Below are 16,827 nucleotides of genomic sequence, written 5' to 3' on the forward strand. Positions count from 1 at the left end.
TCAAGGGCCTGGGAGGTGCCCCCAGGGCGGCGCCCGTCCCACGGAGAGCGGCGCCCCGCTCCGCCGGGCTGCGGACCCACCCGGCCTCAGCCCCGACGCCGCCCGGCGACCCTCGACCCAGGTGGGACCGCGACGGTGCTCAGGGACTCCAGCAAGGCCGACAGCGCCTCCGCCGGGACACCCTCCGTCTCCGCCCCGGGCTCGGCGCCCTGCTGGGGCAGGCCCAGGGCATCGCGGACGGCGTGCGAGAGCCAGGAGTCCGTGCCCGGTACCTCCAGGGTCACCACCACCCCGGACTCCCGCCGCCGGCGCCCCTGCTCCGCGGCGTCGTCGGCGAACCACTTCGGGCACTGGTCGACCGCCCTCAGACTCCGCTCCCCCGGGACCGGTTCCCAGGAGCGCGAGCCGGGTGGGGTCTCGGCGTAGCCCTGGGTGAGCACCTGTACGGCCCGTACCCGCCCGGTGGCCTGGGGCCAGGAGGCGCCGTGCCGCTCGACGGAGAGCAGCCCGACCGACCGGATCCACCCCTGGGGCTCCCCGCCCAGTGCCACCGTGAGGCCCGTCTCCTCCCGCACCACCCGGACACCGCCCACGTGCTCCACCGGCCCGGCGACCTTGGTGAGCTGGTCGTGCCAGCCGCCGCCGTACGCGTCGTCCGCGTCCAGGAGCAGCAGGGGCCAGCTGACCTCGTCCCCCACCGAGAACGGCGTGCCGCAGCACTCCATCTGCCAGTCCGCGTAGAACACGTGCCAGAGCCCCATGCCCCCACCCTCTCCGGAACCGACCGCCCCGCGCGAGACGTTTTCCCCGTGCGCCCGGTACGGTCGGGCAGTCCCATCGCGTGTCCGAAGAGTGCAGGGAGCCCCATGACCACCGCCACCAGCCGCCACAGCGAGCGGCGGATCAGTCCCGTGTTCGTCGGGATCATGGCCGTGACGGCGGTCACGGGCTGGGCGACCTGGACCGGTTTCGCGGAGCAGCCCGGCGTCGCCGTGTTCCTCTTCGTGACGGCTGCCTGGATCGTCTCCCTGTGTCTGCACGAGTACGCGCACGCGCGCACCGCCCTGCACAGCGGCGACATCTCGGTCGGCGCGAAGGGCTATCTCACACTGAACCCGCTGAAGTACACGCACGCGCTGCTGAGCATCGTGCTCCCGGTGATCTTCGTGATCATGGGCGGCATCGGCCTGCCCGGCGGCGCGGTGTTCATCGAGCGGGGGCGCATCCAGGGGCGCTGGCGGCACAGTCTGATCTCGGCCGCGGGTCCGCTGACGAACGTGCTGTTCGCGATCGTGTGCACGGCCCCGTTCTGGCTGGACGCCCTGGACGGCGTGCCGAGCGACTTCCGGCTCGCGCTGGCCTTCCTCGCCCTGCTCCAGGTGACGGCCGCGCTGCTGAACTTCCTGCCGGTGCCGGGCCTGGACGGCTACGGCGTGATCGAGCCGTGGCTGTCGTACAAGATCCGGCGCCAGGTGGAGCCGTTCGCGCCGTTCGGTCTGCTGTTCGTGTTCGCGCTGCTGTGGCTGCCCGCGGTGAACGGCGTGTTCTTCGACGTGATCGACACGATTCTGAAGTCCCTGCAGATCAGCGACTTCGAGACGTACTGCGGTCAGGAGCTGTACCGCTTCTGGCAGGGCGGCAACGAGTTCTGCTCGGTCAGCCCTTGACCGACTTCCGCGCCTTGGCGCGCTTGAGGTAGTACCAGGCCATGTTGGACGACAGCCCGGCGAGCAGCACCCAGACGATCCCCAGCCAGCTGCCCTGGACGAAGGAGACCACGGCCGCCGCCACGGAGAGGACGCAGACAATCAGGGCGTAAACGGCAAGGCGGGGCATTTCGGTCGACTCCTGTCGGGGGACACTGCTACGACGACCAGTGTCCCCCATCCGCCTCACCCGCTCACACGTCGGTGACGCGCAGCCCGGCGTGTGCCTTGTAGCGGCGGTTCACGGAGATCAGGTTCGCCACCAGCGACTCCACCTGGTGGGCGTTGCGCAGCCGCCCCGCGAAGATGCCGCGCATACCGGGGATACGGCCGGCCAGCGCCTGGACGATCTCGACGTCGGCCCGCACCTCGCCGAGCACCATCACGTCGGTGTCGATCTCCTCGATCTCCGGGTCCTGGAGCAGCACGGCCGACAGGTGGTGGAAGGCGGCGGTGACCCGGGACTCCGGCAGCAGGGCGGCGGCCTGCTCGGCGGCGCTGCCCTCCTCGGGCTTGAGCGCGTAGGCGCCCTTCTTGTCGAAGCCGAGCGGGTTGACGCAGTCGACGACGAGCTTGCCGGCCAGTTCCTCGCGCAGGGATTCGAGGGTCTTGCCATGGCCGTCCCACGGCACGGCGACGATCACGATGTCACTGCGGCGCGCGGTCTCGGCGTTGTCGGCGCCCTCGACGCCGTACCCGAGTTCCCCGGCCGCCGCCTGGGCGCGCTCGGCGGCCCGCGAGCCGATGATCACCTTCTGGCCGGCCCGGGCGAGCCGGTAGGCGAGGCCCTTGCCCTGGGGCCCGGTTCCGCCGAGCACACCGACGACGAGTCCGGAGACGTCGGGCAGGTCCCAGGGGTCCTTGGCGGGGGCCTTCTGGGCGTTGTCGGTGGCAGCACTGTCGGTAGAGGTCATGGCCCCGACTTTACGTCCGCGCCGCCCTCGAAGGTTCAGGTGAGCTCCGTCACGGGCAACCGTCGGAAGGTGATCGTCTCGTACGCGCCGAAGTCGCCGGTCTCGTACAACAGCCCCACGGTGTCCGGGTCGACGCGGACCAGATCGGAGTACGCGGCGGGCAGGCCGTCCACGGTGAACGCCGGGCGCCAGGTGGTGCCGCCGTCGGTGGAGGCGCGGATCGTCATCAGGGCGCGGAAGCCCGGGTCGGCGGGGCCGGAGTACAGGAGCACATCGGGGTCGCGGAGTTGCAGGACGCTCGCCTCGCAGACCGGGGCGGCGAGGCCGGCCTGCGGGCGGAAGGGCTTCACCAGGGTCTGTCCGCCGTCCGCGGAGTGGGCGTCGGCGCGGGTGCCGGGCGAGGTGGAGTCGTTGCGGGTGTTGAAGTAGACGCGGCCGTCGGGGAGTTCGGCGGCGGTGGTCTCGTTGGCGTTGATGTAGCCGTCGGTGTCGTCGTCGACGTACCCGATGCGCCAGGTCGTGCCGCGGTCGTCGCTGAGCAGGCAGTGGCCGCCGTTGTACCGGCCCTCCGTGCCGTTGTCCGTGCCGGTGGGCGGCAGGGAGTGGTTGGCGGGGACGACGATCCGGCCGGTGCTCAGCTGGATCGCGTGGCCGGGGGCGGTGGCGTACCAGCGCCACTGCGGCTTCTTCGTCTCCTGGGTGATCTCCTTCGGCGCCGACCAGGTGAGGCCCTCGTCGTCGCTGTGCCGCACCCAGACGCGGCGCCCGTCGGCCGCGCTGACCTTGCCGCGCCGGATGGCGTCCTCGGTGGCGAGGGCCGCGTTGCGGACGTGCACGAGCAGGACGCGGCCGGTGTCGAGGACGACGGGGGCCGGGTTGCCGGCGAGGGCGTCGCCGTTCTCCGCGGCGACCTGGAGCGGGCCCCAGGTGCGGCCGCCGTCCGTGGAGCGTTTGAGGACGACGTCGATGTGCCCGAAGTCGTCCCGGGAGCCGACCCGGCCCTCGCAGAAGGCGAGCAGGGTGCCGGTGGCGGTGGCGACGACGGCGGGGATCCGGAAGCTGGCGTATCCCTCACGGCCGGCGCGGAAGGGGACGCTGGTCTCGGTCATCGGCGGGTTCCTCCGGTCGTTCGACAGCGGCACGCGTGACCGGTCCCTGTGCCCAAGCCGGGCGAATTCGTGGTGAATTCCACATCACGAGTGACCGGTCGGGGCAGGATGCGGTCGCATGGATGCCGTACGGGTCGCGCTGCTGCGGGAAGTGCTCGCCGGGACCGAGTGGCTGGGCGCCACGCGGCGGTTCGCCGGGGCGCTGCGGGGTTCGGTGGTGTCGCACGGGGGCGGGCTGCTGCTCGTCGGCACGCCGGATTACGAGCCGTGGCATCTGGCGGCGCACCTGGTGGACGAGGCCGCGTGGTCGGGCACCCCGGAGCTGGCCCCGACGCTGGTACGGCACGACGCGCGCCCTTGCGACCCGGCGCATCTCGCGGTCGGTCTGGGGCGGCTGGAGGCGGCCCGGCGGGGCGAGACGCTGCTGGTGGTGTCCCCCGAGGGACCTGCGGCACCACTCCTTGAACGGGTGTCCGACGCCCGGCGCGCCGGGGCGAGGGTCCTGGCCCTCGGCACCGGTGCGGGGGAACTGCCGGCGATGGCCCATGAGTCCCTGGCCGTCCCCGCCGGCTCGGAACTGGACCTGGACACGGTCCAGCACCTGGTCAGCGCGGCGGCCGGAGAGAACGCCCTGCCGACCCCCCGGGGCCGCCGCCGCTTCCGGGACAGGGTGTCGAGACTGGCGGAACACCTGACGGCCCCACCACCCGCGCGCTGGTGAGTCCGGGCCCGGGGAGGGCCCGCCGCCCGCACGGCGCGGGAGCGCGGCCGACGCGTTTCCCACGCCCTCGCGCCGGCGCGTCAGTCGGCCCGGAGGTGTCGTCTCGGGCGCGACGCACGCGGTCGATCGGTCGCGCCGGCCCGGGCCACCCGCCAACCTGACACGAGACGGCATCGCCGAACGCCGCCCCAGGACCCGGCGCCAAGCCGGCGCGCCGCTGCCGGCGCCAAGGCACGACGCGCGCCGTCAGTCATCCCAGCCCAGGCCGGCCACGCCGCATCGGCCACCCGCCGACCTGACACGAGACGGCATCGCCGAGCGCCGCCCCGGGACCCGGCGCCGAGCCGGTGTGCCGTGCGGGCGGCGTCGGCCGGAAACGCACGGCGTCCGTGGGCGGCACGCGCAGCTGCCCACGGACGCCGGGGTGCGTACTCAGGCGGTGTCGTCCCGGCCGCCCGTCGGGGCGTCGTGCCACTTGGGGTCGTTCTCCCACTGGAGGTTGCGCTCGCGGGCGGTCGCCATCGCGTGTTCGGCCTCCGTGCGGGAGGCGTACGGCCCGAAACGGTCCTTGTTGGGGCACTCCGGCCCCTCCTCGACCTTCTTGTGCTCCAGGCAGTAGTACCACTCACCCGGCTTGCCGACCGTGCGCTTCTTGAACAGGGCCATGACCAGCTCCTCTCGCCATCGACATGTTCCCCCATGGGCGCTGGTTAGACTCGCTGGCATGTCTGGCCAGTCGCTGCTCGCACCGGGGGAGCTGTCCCCCACCCGTTCCGTGCCCGGAAACATCCGCCGCCCCGAGTACGTCGGCAAGCCCGCGCCGACGCCGTACACCGGACCGGAGGTGCAGACCCCCGAGACGATCGAGGCGATGCGCGTCGCCGGCCGGATCGCCGCCCGGGCGATGGCGGAGGCCGCGAAGCTGATCGCCCCCGGGGTGACCACGGACGAGCTGGACAAGGTGGCGCACGCGTACATGTGCGACCACGGCGCCTACCCCTCGACGCTGGGCTACCGCGGCTTCCCGAAGTCGCTGTGCAGCTCGGTCAACGAGGTCATCTGCCACGGCATCCCGGACTCCACCGTCCTGCGCGACGGCGACATCATCAACCTCGACGTGACGGCGTACATCGGCGGCGTGCACGGCGACAACAACGCGACGTACCTGGTGGGCGAGGTCGACGAGGAGTCGCGGCTGCTGGTGGAGCGGACGCGGGAGTCCCTCGAGCGTGCCATCAAGGCGGTCCGGCCGGGCCGCCAGATCAACATCATCGGCCGGGTCATCGAGTCGTACGCGAAGCGGTTCGGGTACGGGGTGGTGCGGGACTTCACCGGCCACGGCATCAACAGCTCGTTCCACTCGGGCCTGATCATCCCGCACTACGACAGCCCGCACGCGACGACCGTGATCCAGCCCGGCATGACGTTCACGATCGAGCCGATGCTGACGCTCGGGACGCACGAGTACGACATGTGGGACGACGGCTGGACGGTCGTGACGAAGGACCGCAAGCGGACGGCCCAGTTCGAGCACACGCTGGTGGTGACGGACACGGGCGCGGAGATCCTCACGCTGCCGTAGCACCGCCCGCACGCACACCGTCGAACGGCCCGCTCTCCCCGGAGGGCGGGCCGTTCCTCATGTCCGCATCTTTTTGTCCGCATGTTTTTGCCGACGCCGCGTCGGGAAGTTTACCGACAACAGGTCGGCAAGGCTATTGACTTAGGTTAGCCTAACCATAGAAAGTGTCGCCATGGAATCCTTCTCGACCCTCATTCGGACCGCTTCCCGAGAGCAGCACGAGGAGGTCAGGGGCTCGACCTTCATGAGCGACCTGCTGGGGCACAAACTGGGCGTCGACGCGTTCGCGCGCTACACGGAGCAGCTGTGGTTCGTGTACGGGGCGCTGGAGTCGGGGGCCGCGCGGCTGGCGGCGGACCCGGTGGCCGGCCCGTTCGTCCGCCCGGAGCTCTTCCGGATGGCCTCGCTGGAGCAGGACCTGGAGTATCTGCGCGGTCCCGGCTGGCGGTCGGGCATCAGCGCGCTGCCCGCCACCCTGGAGTACGCGGAGCGGATCACCGAGTGCGCCCGCGCCTGGCCGGCCGGCTATGTCGCCCACCACTACACCCGCTACCTCGGCGACCTCTCCGGCGGGCAGATCATCCGCGACACGGCCGAGAAGGCGTGGGGTTTTACGAAGAAGGGCGACGGGGTCCGCTTCTACGTCTTCGAGCAGATCCCCAACCCGGCCGCCTTCAAGCGGGGTTACTGCGCCCTGCTGGACGCGGTGCCCGGTGACGAGCTGGAGCGGCAGCGGGCCGTGGCCGAGTGCAAGCGGGCCTACGCGCTGAACAACGCGGTGTTCCAGGCGCTGGGCGAGGAGTTCCCGCTGTCGGCGTAGGGCCGCGAGACCTCCGTCCGTTCAGCGTTCGAGGTGGACCCGGCCGCCGACCTCGGTCCAGCCGCCCGGCTGGGGCGCGGTCAGCAGCTGGGAGCCGGCGCCCTGGGTGATGTTGAGGGCCCGGCCAAGCCGGTCGGTGAGCAGCAGGGCGGCCGCCCCGGTGGCCTCGTCCTCGTCGATGCCGTCGCCCCGGCCGGGGAAGGCCCGGGCGCGGACCCGGCCGGCGGGCTCGTCCTCCCAGGCCCAGGCGTAGACCCACTCCCCCGGCGGCGGTACGGCCAGATCGTCGACCTCGGCGGCGCTGCCGTACTGCCGCAGAGTGCGCGGCGGCACCCACTCCGCCCGCGCCTCGATCCAGCAGAACTCCCCGTCCTGCCGGGCACCGACCACCCCGGCGGGGACGACCAGTTCGGGCACGTCGAGCAGCCACGCCGTCCCGACACAGGGATGCCCGGCGAAGGGCAGCCGCAGGGCCGGTGTGTAGATGTCGATCACGCCGCGCTCGGGATCGTCGACGAACACGGTCTCGCTGAAGCCGAGTTTCGCGGCGAACTCCTGCCGCTCGCTCTCCCCGGACATCACCGAACCCTCGCGGACGACCCCGAGTTCATTGCCGTATCCACCGCGCGGCCCGCAGAAGACACGGAGTACGTCGTAGTCAGTCACGAGGGCAATTCTGCCTTGAACCTTTCCACCGCCACGACGACCGACAGAGAGCGCAGGTAAGGCTGGATGACCGTCCTGGAGAGGCCCACCACGAGCGCCCCGGCCGAGAGCCCGCCCCGAAGACCCCGTACGACGGCGTGGCTGCTGACCGCCGGACTGATCGCCGCCCTTCTCGTCCTCGTCCCGGTCGCGGCCGGCACCGGCGCCTATCCCGTCCCGGTCGGTGACGTCCTCGCCTCCGTGCAGCACCGGCTGGGGCTGGGCGGCGGGGAGCTGGACCGGGTGGCCGAGTCGGTGCTGTGGAACGTACGGTTCCCGCGGATCGTGCTGGCCCTGCTGGTCGGTGCCTCGTTGGGCTGCGCGGGCGCGCTGATGCAGGGCGTGTTCGGCAACCCGCTCGCCGAGCCGGGTGTCATCGGCGTCTCCTCCGGCGCCGCGGTCGGCGCGGTCGGGGCGATCGCCCTCGGTGTGAACGTCCTCGGCACCTGGACGGTGTCCGTCTTCGCCTTCGCCTCCGGCCTGGTGACGGTGCTGCTCGTCTACGCGATGTCGCGTTCGGGCGGCCGCACGGAGGTGGTGACGCTGATCCTCACCGGCATCGCGGTGAACGCCTTCGCGGGGGCGCTGATCGGCCTGTTCCTCTTCTTCGCGGACACCGCCGCGGTCAACCAGATCACCTTCTGGCAGCTCGGCTCGCTCTCCCAGGCGACCTGGCCGAAGGTGCTGGCGGTCCTGCCGTGCGCGGCGCTCGGCCTGGCGGTCGCGCCCCTGTACTCCCGCCGCCTGGACCTGCTGGCGCTCGGCGAGCGGCCCGCGCGGCATCTGGGCGTGGACGTGGAGCGGCTGCGGATCGTGCTGGTCCTCGTCATCGCGCTGCTGACCGCGGCGGCGGTGAGCGTCTCCGGGATCATCGGGTTCGTGGGCCTGGTGGTCCCGCACCTGCTGCGCATGCTCGCGGGCCCCGGACACCGGTTCCTGATCCCGGGCAGCGCGCTGCTCGGCGCGCTCGTCCTGCTGGCGGCGGATCTGACGGCCCGTACGGTCGCCGCGCCCGCCGAACTCCCCCTCGGGGTGCTGACGGCCCTGCTCGGCAGCCCGTTCTTCTTCTGGCTGCTGCGCCGCACCCGGCGCCGACAAGGAGGCTGGGCGTGATCCGCCTGCGTACCCGACGTCCCACTCCCCCTCCCCCGCCCGCTCCCGGCGACGTCCTGGCCGAGACCCGGGGTCTGGGTGCCCGGCTCGGGGCCCGCGAGGTGCTGAAGGGGGTCGACCTCACGGTGCGCGCCGGTGAGGTCCTCGCCCTGGCCGGCCCCAACGGGGCGGGGAAGTCGACCCTGTTGAGCGCCCTGGCCGCCGATGTCCCGGCCGCCGAGGGGGTCGTACGCGTCCACGGCCGCCCGGCGGCGGACTGGCCCGCGCCCGATCTCGCCCTGCGCCGGGCGGTCCTGCCCCAGTCCGCGGCGCTCTCCTTCCCCTTCACGGTCGAGGAGGTCGTCCGCATGGGCCGGGCCCCGCACGCCGCGTCCCCCGCCACGACCCCGGCCGACGACGACCGGGCCGTCGCCGAGGCCATGGCCGCCACCGAGGTGACCGGCTTCGCCACGCGCCCGTTCTCCGCGCTCAGCGGCGGCGAGCGGGCCCGGGTCGCGCTGGCCCGGGTGCTCGCCCAGCACGCCCCGCTCCTGCTGCTCGACGAGCCGACCGCGGCGCTCGATCTACGGCACCAGGAACTGGTGCTGCGACTGTGCCGGTCAAGGGCGCACGCCGGTGACGCGGTGGTCGTGGTGGTGCACGACCTGGGGCTCGCCGCGGCCTACGCGCACCGGGTGGCGCTGCTGTGCGCCGGTCGCGTCGCGGCGGACGGCCCGCCCGCCGAGGTCTTCACCGAACGACTGCTGACCGAGGTCTACGACCAGGCCGTCGAGGTCCTCCCGCACCCCCGGACCGGAGCGCTCCTGGTGACCCCCCGGAGGGAGCCTTGACCCCTCCTTGACTCATTCATGGCGGCGATTTTGAGCCACTCAGGCCATCCTTATGTGGCCCTTAGGTGAGCCTCACCTTCCCTTCCCTGGAGCCCTCATGCGACCCGCCAGACCCGCTTCCCTCGCGATCGCCGTCGCGGCGGCCCTGACCGCCGTCACCGGCTGCACCGAGAAGAGCAACGCCAAGGACGGCGACCACGTCGTCCACGTCACGGCGACGGACGACAAGTGCGAGGTGTCGAAGAAGGAGTTCCCGGCCGGGCACGTCGAGCTGGCCGTCGAGAACAAGGGCTCCAAGGTCACCGAGGTCTACGTCCTCTTCCCGGACGACCGCGTGGTCACCGAGCGGGAGAACATAGGCCCCGGCACCAAGCAGCGCGTCACCGCCGAGGTGAAGGCCGGCGACTACCAGATCGCCTGCAAGCCCGGCATGAAGGGCAACGGCATCCGCCAGGCCGTCAAGGTCACCGGCGGCAAGGCCGTCAAGCGCGATCCGCGCCTGGACAAGGCCGTGGCGGCCTACCGCGCCTACGTCCAGGCCCAGGCCGACGAGACGCTGCCCAAGGCCGAGGCGTTCGCCCAGGCCGTCAAGGACGGCGACCTCGAAGCCGCGAAGAAGGCGTACGCCCCCTCCCGCATCGGCTGGGAGCGCACCGAGCCGGTCGCCGAGTCCTTCGGCGACATCGACCCGAAGGTCGACGTCCGCGAGGACGGCCTGGAGGACGGCCAGGACCCGGCCACCGACTGGACCGGCTGGCACCGCCTGGAGAAGGCCCTCTGGCAGGACAAGAAGATCGGCGACCGCGAGAAGGAACTCGCCGGCACGCTCATCACCGACCTGAAGGACTGGCAGAAGCGGGTCGGCAAGGCCGAGATCACCCCCACCTCCATGGCCAACGGCGCCAAGGAACTCCTCGACGAGGTCGCCACCGGCAAGGTCACCGGCGAGGAGGAGCGCTACTCGCACACCGACCTGGTCGACTTCAAGGCCAACGTCGAGGGCGCGCAGCAGTCGTACGAGCTGCTCAAGCCGGTCGCGAAGGAGAACGACGCGGCCCTCGTCAGCGAACTGGACAAGCAGTTCACGGCGCTGGACAAGCTGCTCGACCGGTACCGCCCGAACACCACCTCGTACGACTTCACCTCCTACGACAAGGTCGGCAAGGCGGACCGCAAGGAGCTGTCGGACGCGGTGAACGCCCTCGCGGAGCCGCTGTCCAAGCTCGCCGCAGCGGTCGCCAAGTAGCGGGGCGCCACGATGACGGACACCAACCCGGCGTCTCCCTCCCGCCGTTCGCTGCTCGGCTGGGGCGGTGCGGGCCTCGCGCTCGGCGCCGCCGCGGCCGGCGGAGCGGTGGCGATGGCCCGCGACGACGACGAAGCCCCCGCCGGTGCCGGAGCCGCGGTTCCCTTCCACGGCGCGCACCAGGCGGGCATCGCCACCCCGGTACAGGACCGCCTGCACTTCGCCGCGTTCGACGTGACGACCGACGACCGCGCGCAGTTCGTCCAATTGCTGAAGGACTGGACGGAGGCCGCCCGGCGGATGACGGCCGGGCATCCGGTGGGTGAGGGCGCCTACGGCGGCCTGCCCGAGGCGCCCCCGGACGACACGGGCGAGGCCCTGGGCCTCAAGCCCTCCCGCCTGACACTCACGATCGGCTTCGGCCCGGCCCTGTTCGAGAGGTTCGACCTCGCGGACCAGCGCCCCGAAGCCCTGGTCGATCTGCCGAAGTTCGCGGGCGACAACCTCGACGGCACCCGCAGCGGCGGCGACCTGTGCGTCCAGGCCTGCGCGGACGACCCACAGGTCGCCGTGCACGCCATCCGCAACCTGGCCCGCATCGGAATGGGCACGGTGGTCATCCGCTGGTCGCAGCTCGGCTTCGGCAAGACGTCGTCGACGACGCCCGAGGCGCAGACCCCGCGCAACCTGATGGGCTTCAAGGACGGCACGCGCAACATCGCGGGCACGGAGACGGACCGTCTGCGGAAGTTCGTATGGGTGGACGGGAAGGCCGGCGGCCCGGCCTGGATGACGGGCGGTTCCTACCTCGTCGCCCGGCGCATCCGTATGCACATCGAGCCGTGGGACCGCACCTCGCTCCAGGAGCAGGAGGACATCTTCGGCCGCGACAAGGGCGAGGGCGCCCCGGTCGGCAAGGCCAAGGAGCGCGACAAGCCGTTCCTGAAGGCGATGAAGCCCGACGCGCACGTCCGGCTCGCGCACCCCGACTCCAACCAGGGGGCGACGATCCTGCGCCGCGGCTACTCCTTCACCGACGGCACGGACGGCCTGGGCCGCCTGGACGCGGGGCTGTTCTTCCTGGCCTATCAGCGGGACGTCCGCGAGGGCTTCATCCCGATCCAGCGCAATCTGGCGACAGACGCGCTCAACGAGTACATCCAGCACGTGGGTTCGGCGCTCTTCGCGATCCCGCCGGGCGTTCGTGACAAGGACGACTGGTGGGGCCGGACGCTGTTCTCCGGGGAGGCGTAGACCCGATGTTCTCCAACTACCTGATCGGTCTGCGCGAGGGCCTGGAGGCGAGCCTGGTCGTCTGCATCCTCATCGCCTACTTGGTCAAGACGGACCGCAGGGACGCCCTGAAGCCGATCTGGATCGGCATCGGGGTGGCGGTGGCCCTCGCGCTCGGCTTCGGCTGCGTGCTCGAATTCGGCTCCCAGGAGCTGACGTTCCAGGCCCAGGAGGCGCTCGGCGGCTCCCTGTCGATCGTCGCGGTCGGCCTGGTGACGTGGATGGTGTTCTGGATGCGCCGCACCGCCCGCCATCTCAAGGCGGAGCTGCACGGCAGGCTGGACGCGGCGCTGGCGATGGGCACGGGGGCGCTGGTCGCCACGGCGTTCCTGGCCGTGGGCCGGGAGGGCCTGGAGACGGCCCTGTTCGTCTGGGCCTCGGTCCACGCGGCGAGCGACGGCACACCGCGGCCTCTGGTCGGTGTGGGTCTGGGCCTTGCCACGGCGGTGCTCCTGGGCTGGCTGTTCTACCGGGGCGCGCTGCGCATCAACCTGGCGAAGTTCTTCACCTGGACCGGCGGCATGCTCGTGGTCGTGGCCGCGGGCGTCCTGGCGTACGGCTTCCACGACCTCCAGGAGGCCGACTTCCTGCCCGGCCTCACGGACAAGGCCTTCGACATCTCCGGCACGATCCCTCCGGACAGCTGGTACGGCACCCTCCTCAAGGGCGTCTTCAACTTCCAGCCCGACCCGACGGTCCTCCAGGTGACGGTGTGGCTCCTGTACCTGATCCCGACCCTGGCGCTGTTCCTGGCACCGACGGGCCTCGGCCGACGCCGGACGGCGACGGCCGAGGTCCGGGACAGCTGACGCACACCCCACCCCGCCCCAACCGCCGGAGGCACCCGGTAGGGTTCGCCTCCGGAAAGGGGAAGGTGAAGGCACCCGATGATCAGGGATCGCGACCCTCGAACGCTCCGCCCGCTTGGCCGGAGGACCCTCATATCGGCCTCGGTGACCGCTTTGTCGTTGACGGCGAGCGGATGCGTCGTCGTGCACGGCGAACGGGAGATCCTCCCGTCCACCACCCGCGCCGAAGCCGCCAAGGCCCTCCAGGAGTTCACGACCGCGTACAACGACGCCGACAAGGCCTACGACGCGTCCCTGGACGCCGAGCACACCACCGGCGCCCTCGCCGACATCGACTCGGCCCGGCTGAAGGCCGGCCAGAAGAACAGCCCGGGCGGCAACCCGAACCACTCGCCGCTGAAGCTGACGGACGCGAAGTTCACGATCCCGAAGAAGGCCGGCTGGCCCCGCTGGTTCGTCGTCGACGCCGCCGGCAACAAGGGCGGCACCGCCCGCTGGCTGCTCGTGTTCACCCGCAGCAGCCTCGACGACCCGTTCCAGGTCGCGTACCTGACCCTCGTCGCCCCCGGCAAGGTCCCGGAGTTCAAGAAGGACGCGGACGGCTGGGCCGAGTCGGTCCCCGTGAACTCGACCGGCCTGGCGGCAGACCCCGGCGACCTGAGCCAGACCTACACGACGTATCTGAAGAACGGCGGGCCCGTCTTCGCGGACGGCGCGCACACCAGCCAGTGGCGTGCCCTGCGCGAGAAGAACACCAAGAGGCCGGGCCTGGTCACCCAGTACATCGACGAGCCGCTGACGAACGGCGACTACGGCCCGCTGGCGCTGCGCACGACGGACGGCGGGGCCCTGGTGTTCTTCACCACGCGGCACTACGAGAAGCAGACGGCCTACGCGGGCACCACGTTCCCGACCCCCGACAAGGACGTGCTCGCCCTGACGACGGGCGAGATCAAGCAGTCCCTCACGCTGGAGTTCGTCTCCAACGAGGTGGCGCTGGATCCGAAGGGCCAGGGCAAGGTGACGATCCTGGGCCGGATCCAGGGAATGACCTCGGCGGAGGGCTCGTAGCCCAAGGGCTTCGGCCGGCTCAGGGCCTCAGCGCCGCGAGGGCCACGCCGATCCCGCGGAGTCGGCGTCGACGTACCGGCCGCAGACCTCCGTGAGCACCTCGAGCAGGCTCAACGGGTCCGGCAGCTCGTGCTCGGGCCCGCGTACCCACCGCACCGCCTGGCCGTCACCGGGCAGCCGGGCCGGCGGCACGAGGACGTACGAGCCACGGCAGTGCCAGCGCAGCCCGGGGTGTTCGTCCGCCGTCTCGGGGTGGCAGTCCAGCTCGCACGGCCACCACTCGTCCTCGTCCTCGGGCGTACCGCGGGTGAGGGTGAAGAGGAGCATGCGGCCGTCGTCGCTCTCGGCGACCGGCCCGACCTCGACGCCCTGGGCGAGCAGCCGCTCCAACGCGTCGCGACCGGCATCCAGGGGCACGTCGAGGACGTCGTGCACCATGCCGGTCGCGGTGATGAAGTTGGCTTCGGGCTGATGGCGGGCCCAGCGCTCGATCTGGGCGCGGTCGGTGGTGGACTGCGTCTGCCAGGCGAAGGACACGGGGTGCCGGGCCGGGGTGGGGCAGCCGACGCGGTCGCAGGAGCAGCGGTAGCCGGCCGGGTGGGCGGCGGGCGCCAGGGGCAGTCCCGCGTCGGCGGCGGCGAGCAGCAGGGCCTCACGGCCGCCGTCACCGGCGGTCTCCTTCGGCCGGCGCCCGGCGCGCAGCCACTGGGTGAGTTTGCCCTGCAGGCCGGTCCGGCCGCCGAACTCCGCGCTCATCTATCCCCTCGCCTCGCCGTCGTGCGGAACAGCATGCCCTATGGTCCCATCTTCCCGCGCACCGGGGGGCCAGTGCCCACATCCGGGGCAGGAGCTATGAGACGGGTACCGGTGGGGCGAGCGAGGCATATGCCGCACCGAGATCGGTGTCATTGCCCGCTCTGACCCGATATGGCGCCCTACCGTATCGCCATGGTCACAACGATCGCGCTGACGGGCCTGGCCACCGCGGCCTCCGTGGCCGCGCTGACCCTCGCGGGACACGGCACCGCCCCGATGCCGCTGGAGTGGGGCACCGGCCCGCTGACGGTGGCGGCACTCCCCCGGATCACATACGTCGCACACCGCGGCGGCGCCCACGAGGTCCCCGAGAACAGCATGGCGGGGCTGATGACCGCCTACCGGCGCGGTACGGCGCAGGTGCTGGACTTCGACACGCGGCTGTTGCGCGACGGCACGCCGGTGGTGTTCCACGACGAGACCCTGAACCGCACCACCTACCTGGGCGGCGCGGTGCGCGGCCTGGACACCCGGGAGTGGCAGGGCGTACGGCTGCGCCCGAGGGACGTGCTGCCCGGGAGCTGGCGGTCGGAGCGGCCGCCGACGGTCGCGGAGGTCCTGGACCGTTTCGGCGGGCGGATCGTGCTGATGCTGGAGGCGAAGGATCCGCGGAGCCTGGACCGGCTGGCCGGCCTGATCCGGGCCCGTGGCCTGACCCGCTCGGTCTTCGTGAACTCCAACGACCCCGGGGTGGCCCGGCGCGCCCACCGCCTAGGCCTGCTCACCCAGGTGTGGCGCTCGGCACGGCAGCTGCGCACGGACCGCCCGGAGCGCTGGCGGTCGTACGTCGATCTGCTGGACGTGGACCACCGGGCGCGCGACGCGGACCTGGTGCGGGCCGTGAACTCGGGGATCGCGCGGGTGTGGGCGCACACGGTGATGACGGACGCGCAGCGGGACCGGGTGCTGGAGCTGGGGTGCACCGGGGTGATCACGGACGCGCCGGAGCGGCTGGCGCGCATCGCCGAGCGGGAGGCCTGGCAGGTCCGGGAGGCCCGGGACGACGCCCAGCGGGACGCCCGGAGGGCCCTTCAGCGGGGCGCGAGGCCGTGAAGGGCGTAGTCGACGAGGGTGTCGGTGTACTCGTAGGAGATCGGGCCGGTGTACTGGAGCCAGCGCTGGGCGAGGGGGGAGACCCAGAGCTCGAGGGCGATGCGCGGGTCGACGTCCGGGCGGACCTGGCCGGCCTCCTGCGCGGAGCGGACCCGGTCGGCGTACATCTGGAGCGACGGTTCGAGAAGATTGGCCACCATGACGCGGCCCAGCTGCTCGTCGACCACTCCCTCGGCGGCCAGGGCGCGGGACGGGCCCTCGAAGCGGGGGTCGTGGAGCTGGTCGACGGTGAGGCGCAGGACGGCCTTGAGGTCGGCGGCGAGGTCGCCGGTGTCCGGGATGGCGAACTCGTACTCCGGGCCCGCGTCCCGGGACGCCTGTTCGCTCAGGTCGAGGAAGGCCTCCAGCAGGACGTCGGCCTTGGAGGACCACCAGCGGTAGATCGTCTGCTTGCCGACACCGGCCCGGGCGGCGATGCCCTCGATGGTGGTCTTGGGGTAGCCGACCTCCGCGACCAGCGTGAGGGCGGCGTCGTAGATGGCGCGACGGGACTTCTCGCTGCGCCGGGTGGAGTCGGGGGCGGGCTGCGCGGACTTCTTCAGGCTCATGGCTCGAATTTATCAGGTTGACAAGACGGTGCGTCTCGTCGGACAGTGTTGAGGTAAGCGCGAGACGAAACGTCTCGTCGCATCATTGCACTCAGGAGAGGAGCCCCGACATGACCCGAGGCGGAGCCGGAAACATGCTGGGTGTCGGCGGATCGCGCAAGAACCTCGGCCGCAAGGCGCTGCGCGGCGGTGGCCGGGACGGCCGGATCGGCAGCGGTCTCGACCCGCAGGCCCAGAAACGCGAGCTGCTGCGCAAGCTTCAGGAGAAGCGACAGCAACAACAGGAAGGGCAGGAGGGCGGTACGACCGACCGGTCGTCGTGAGCCTCCCCCGCCCGGGGGAGACCGTCCCCTCGCGCGCGGGATCCTCCCGGGACGTCCGGCGGATGTACTGAAGCGGTCGCGGACACCGCGACCGAACGGCACCGACGG

General features: G+C 71.9%; 19 protein-coding genes and 1 pseudogene. 12 read left to right on the forward strand and 8 right to left on the reverse strand.

Annotation, left to right across the window (positions count from 1 at the left end):
- Positions 1–86: 86 nt before the first annotated feature.
- Positions 87–761, reverse strand: a complete 675-nt coding sequence (locus ACFT32_RS41240) for a DUF6578 domain-containing protein (RefSeq protein ID WP_382499441.1) — start codon at positions 759–761, stop codon at positions 87–89.
- 105 nt (positions 762–866) lie between these two features.
- Here ACFT32_RS41240 and ACFT32_RS41245 point away from each other — a divergent pair, with 105 nt between their 5' ends.
- Positions 867–1,667, forward strand: coding sequence for a site-2 protease family protein (locus ACFT32_RS41245; protein WP_382499443.1), 801 nt, complete (start codon positions 867–869; stop codon positions 1,665–1,667).
- Here the strand turns inward: ACFT32_RS41245 and ACFT32_RS41250 are convergent.
- From ACFT32_RS41250 to ACFT32_RS41260, 3 genes are read right to left on the reverse strand one after another with little or no spacing between them, the layout of a single operon-like run.
- On the reverse strand, positions 1,657–1,887 hold the full coding sequence (locus ACFT32_RS41250) for a hypothetical protein (RefSeq protein WP_382499444.1): 231 nt from the start codon (positions 1,885–1,887) through the stop codon (positions 1,657–1,659). The two genes, ACFT32_RS41245 and ACFT32_RS41250, sit on opposite strands and share 11 nt — an antisense overlap.
- 13 nt (positions 1,888–1,900) lie before the next feature.
- Positions 1,901–2,620, reverse strand: a complete 720-nt coding sequence (gene npdG, locus ACFT32_RS41255; protein WP_382499446.1) for an NADPH-dependent F420 reductase — start codon at positions 2,618–2,620, stop codon at positions 1,901–1,903.
- A 35-nt stretch (positions 2,621–2,655) separates the two neighbouring features.
- A complete protein-coding gene (locus tag ACFT32_RS41260) occupies positions 2,656–3,729 on the reverse strand; it encodes an exo-alpha-sialidase (protein WP_382499448.1) in 1,074 nt (357 codons plus the stop codon).
- Between the two features lie 118 nt (positions 3,730–3,847).
- Between ACFT32_RS41260 and ACFT32_RS41265 the strand changes: the two genes are divergently transcribed.
- A complete protein-coding gene (locus ACFT32_RS41265) occupies positions 3,848–4,450 on the forward strand; it encodes a hypothetical protein (protein ID WP_382499449.1) in 603 nt (200 codons plus the stop codon).
- Between the two features lie 432 nt (positions 4,451–4,882).
- On the opposite strand, the gene ACFT32_RS41270 is transcribed toward ACFT32_RS41265, so the two are convergent.
- On the reverse strand, positions 4,883–5,116 hold the full coding sequence (locus ACFT32_RS41270; RefSeq protein WP_382499452.1) for a hypothetical protein: 234 nt from the start codon (positions 5,114–5,116) through the stop codon (positions 4,883–4,885).
- Between the two features lie 58 nt (positions 5,117–5,174).
- Between ACFT32_RS41270 and map the strand changes: the two genes are divergently transcribed.
- Both map and ACFT32_RS41280 read left to right on the forward strand, forming a co-directional pair.
- Positions 5,175–6,032, forward strand: a complete 858-nt coding sequence (gene map, locus ACFT32_RS41275) for a type I methionyl aminopeptidase (protein ID WP_382499453.1) — start codon at positions 5,175–5,177, stop codon at positions 6,030–6,032.
- 172 nt (positions 6,033–6,204) lie between these two features.
- Entirely contained in the window at positions 6,205–6,852 is a 648-nt protein-coding gene (locus tag ACFT32_RS41280) for a heme oxygenase (biliverdin-producing) (RefSeq protein WP_382499455.1), read from the forward strand.
- 21 nt (positions 6,853–6,873) lie between these two features.
- On the opposite strand, the gene ACFT32_RS41285 is transcribed toward ACFT32_RS41280, so the two are convergent.
- Positions 6,874–7,518 (reverse strand): PhzF family phenazine biosynthesis protein, encoded by a 645-nt coding sequence (locus ACFT32_RS41285; RefSeq protein ID WP_382499457.1) that lies wholly within the window; start codon positions 7,516–7,518, stop codon positions 6,874–6,876.
- A gap of 66 nt (positions 7,519–7,584) precedes the next feature.
- Between ACFT32_RS41285 and ACFT32_RS41290 the strand changes: the two genes are divergently transcribed.
- The 6 genes and pseudogenes from ACFT32_RS41290 to ACFT32_RS41315 all read left to right on the forward strand — a co-directional run bounded on the left by ACFT32_RS41290 (position 7,585) and on the right by ACFT32_RS41315 (position 13,919).
- On the forward strand, positions 7,585–8,670 hold the full coding sequence (locus tag ACFT32_RS41290) for a FecCD family ABC transporter permease (protein ID WP_382499458.1): 1,086 nt from the start codon (positions 7,585–7,587) through the stop codon (positions 8,668–8,670).
- On the forward strand, positions 8,670–9,500 hold the full coding sequence (locus ACFT32_RS41295; protein ID WP_382499644.1) for a heme ABC transporter ATP-binding protein: 831 nt from the start codon (positions 8,670–8,672) through the stop codon (positions 9,498–9,500). Before ACFT32_RS41290 ends, ACFT32_RS41295 begins: the two co-directional genes overlap by 1 nt.
- Before the next feature lie 97 nt (positions 9,501–9,597).
- On the forward strand, positions 9,598–10,746 hold the full coding sequence (efeO, locus tag ACFT32_RS41300) for an iron uptake system protein EfeO (protein WP_382499461.1): 1,149 nt from the start codon (positions 9,598–9,600) through the stop codon (positions 10,744–10,746).
- 12 nt (positions 10,747–10,758) lie between these two features.
- A complete protein-coding gene (gene efeB, locus ACFT32_RS41305) occupies positions 10,759–12,000 on the forward strand; it encodes an iron uptake transporter deferrochelatase/peroxidase subunit (RefSeq protein WP_382499463.1) in 1,242 nt (413 codons plus the stop codon).
- A 5-nt stretch (positions 12,001–12,005) separates the two neighbouring features.
- Positions 12,006–12,964, forward strand: a pseudogene (efeU, locus tag ACFT32_RS41310) (iron uptake transporter permease EfeU); the annotation flags it as partial.
- Positions 12,927–13,919: a hypothetical protein gene (locus tag ACFT32_RS41315; RefSeq protein ID WP_382499464.1), complete on the forward strand. Its 993-nt coding sequence runs from the start codon at positions 12,927–12,929 to the stop codon at positions 13,917–13,919. The pseudogene efeU and the gene ACFT32_RS41315, both read left to right, overlap by 38 nt.
- 27 nt (positions 13,920–13,946) lie before the next feature.
- On the opposite strand, the gene ACFT32_RS41320 is transcribed toward ACFT32_RS41315, so the two are convergent.
- The gene (locus tag ACFT32_RS41320; protein WP_382499466.1) at positions 13,947–14,675 is read right to left on the reverse strand and encodes a bifunctional DNA primase/polymerase; all 729 of its coding nucleotides are present in this window, start codon (positions 14,673–14,675) and stop codon (positions 13,947–13,949) included.
- A 192-nt stretch (positions 14,676–14,867) separates the two neighbouring features.
- On the opposite strand from ACFT32_RS41320, the gene ACFT32_RS41325 reads away from it, so the two are divergent.
- Positions 14,868–15,788, forward strand: a complete 921-nt coding sequence (locus ACFT32_RS41325) for a glycerophosphodiester phosphodiesterase (protein WP_382499468.1) — start codon at positions 14,868–14,870, stop codon at positions 15,786–15,788.
- On the opposite strand, the gene ACFT32_RS41330 is transcribed toward ACFT32_RS41325, so the two are convergent.
- Positions 15,767–16,396, reverse strand: a complete 630-nt coding sequence (locus tag ACFT32_RS41330; protein WP_382499470.1) for a TetR/AcrR family transcriptional regulator — start codon at positions 16,394–16,396, stop codon at positions 15,767–15,769. The two genes, ACFT32_RS41325 and ACFT32_RS41330, sit on opposite strands and share 22 nt — an antisense overlap.
- 110 nt (positions 16,397–16,506) lie before the next feature.
- On the opposite strand from ACFT32_RS41330, the gene ACFT32_RS41335 reads away from it, so the two are divergent.
- A complete protein-coding gene (locus ACFT32_RS41335; RefSeq protein ID WP_382499471.1) occupies positions 16,507–16,719 on the forward strand; it encodes a DUF6243 family protein in 213 nt (70 codons plus the stop codon).
- Positions 16,720–16,827 lie beyond the last annotated feature (108 nt).

Source organism: Streptomyces sp. NPDC057002 (assembly GCF_042673825.1).
Classification (GTDB): Bacteria; Actinomycetota; Actinomycetes; order Streptomycetales; family Streptomycetaceae; genus Streptomyces.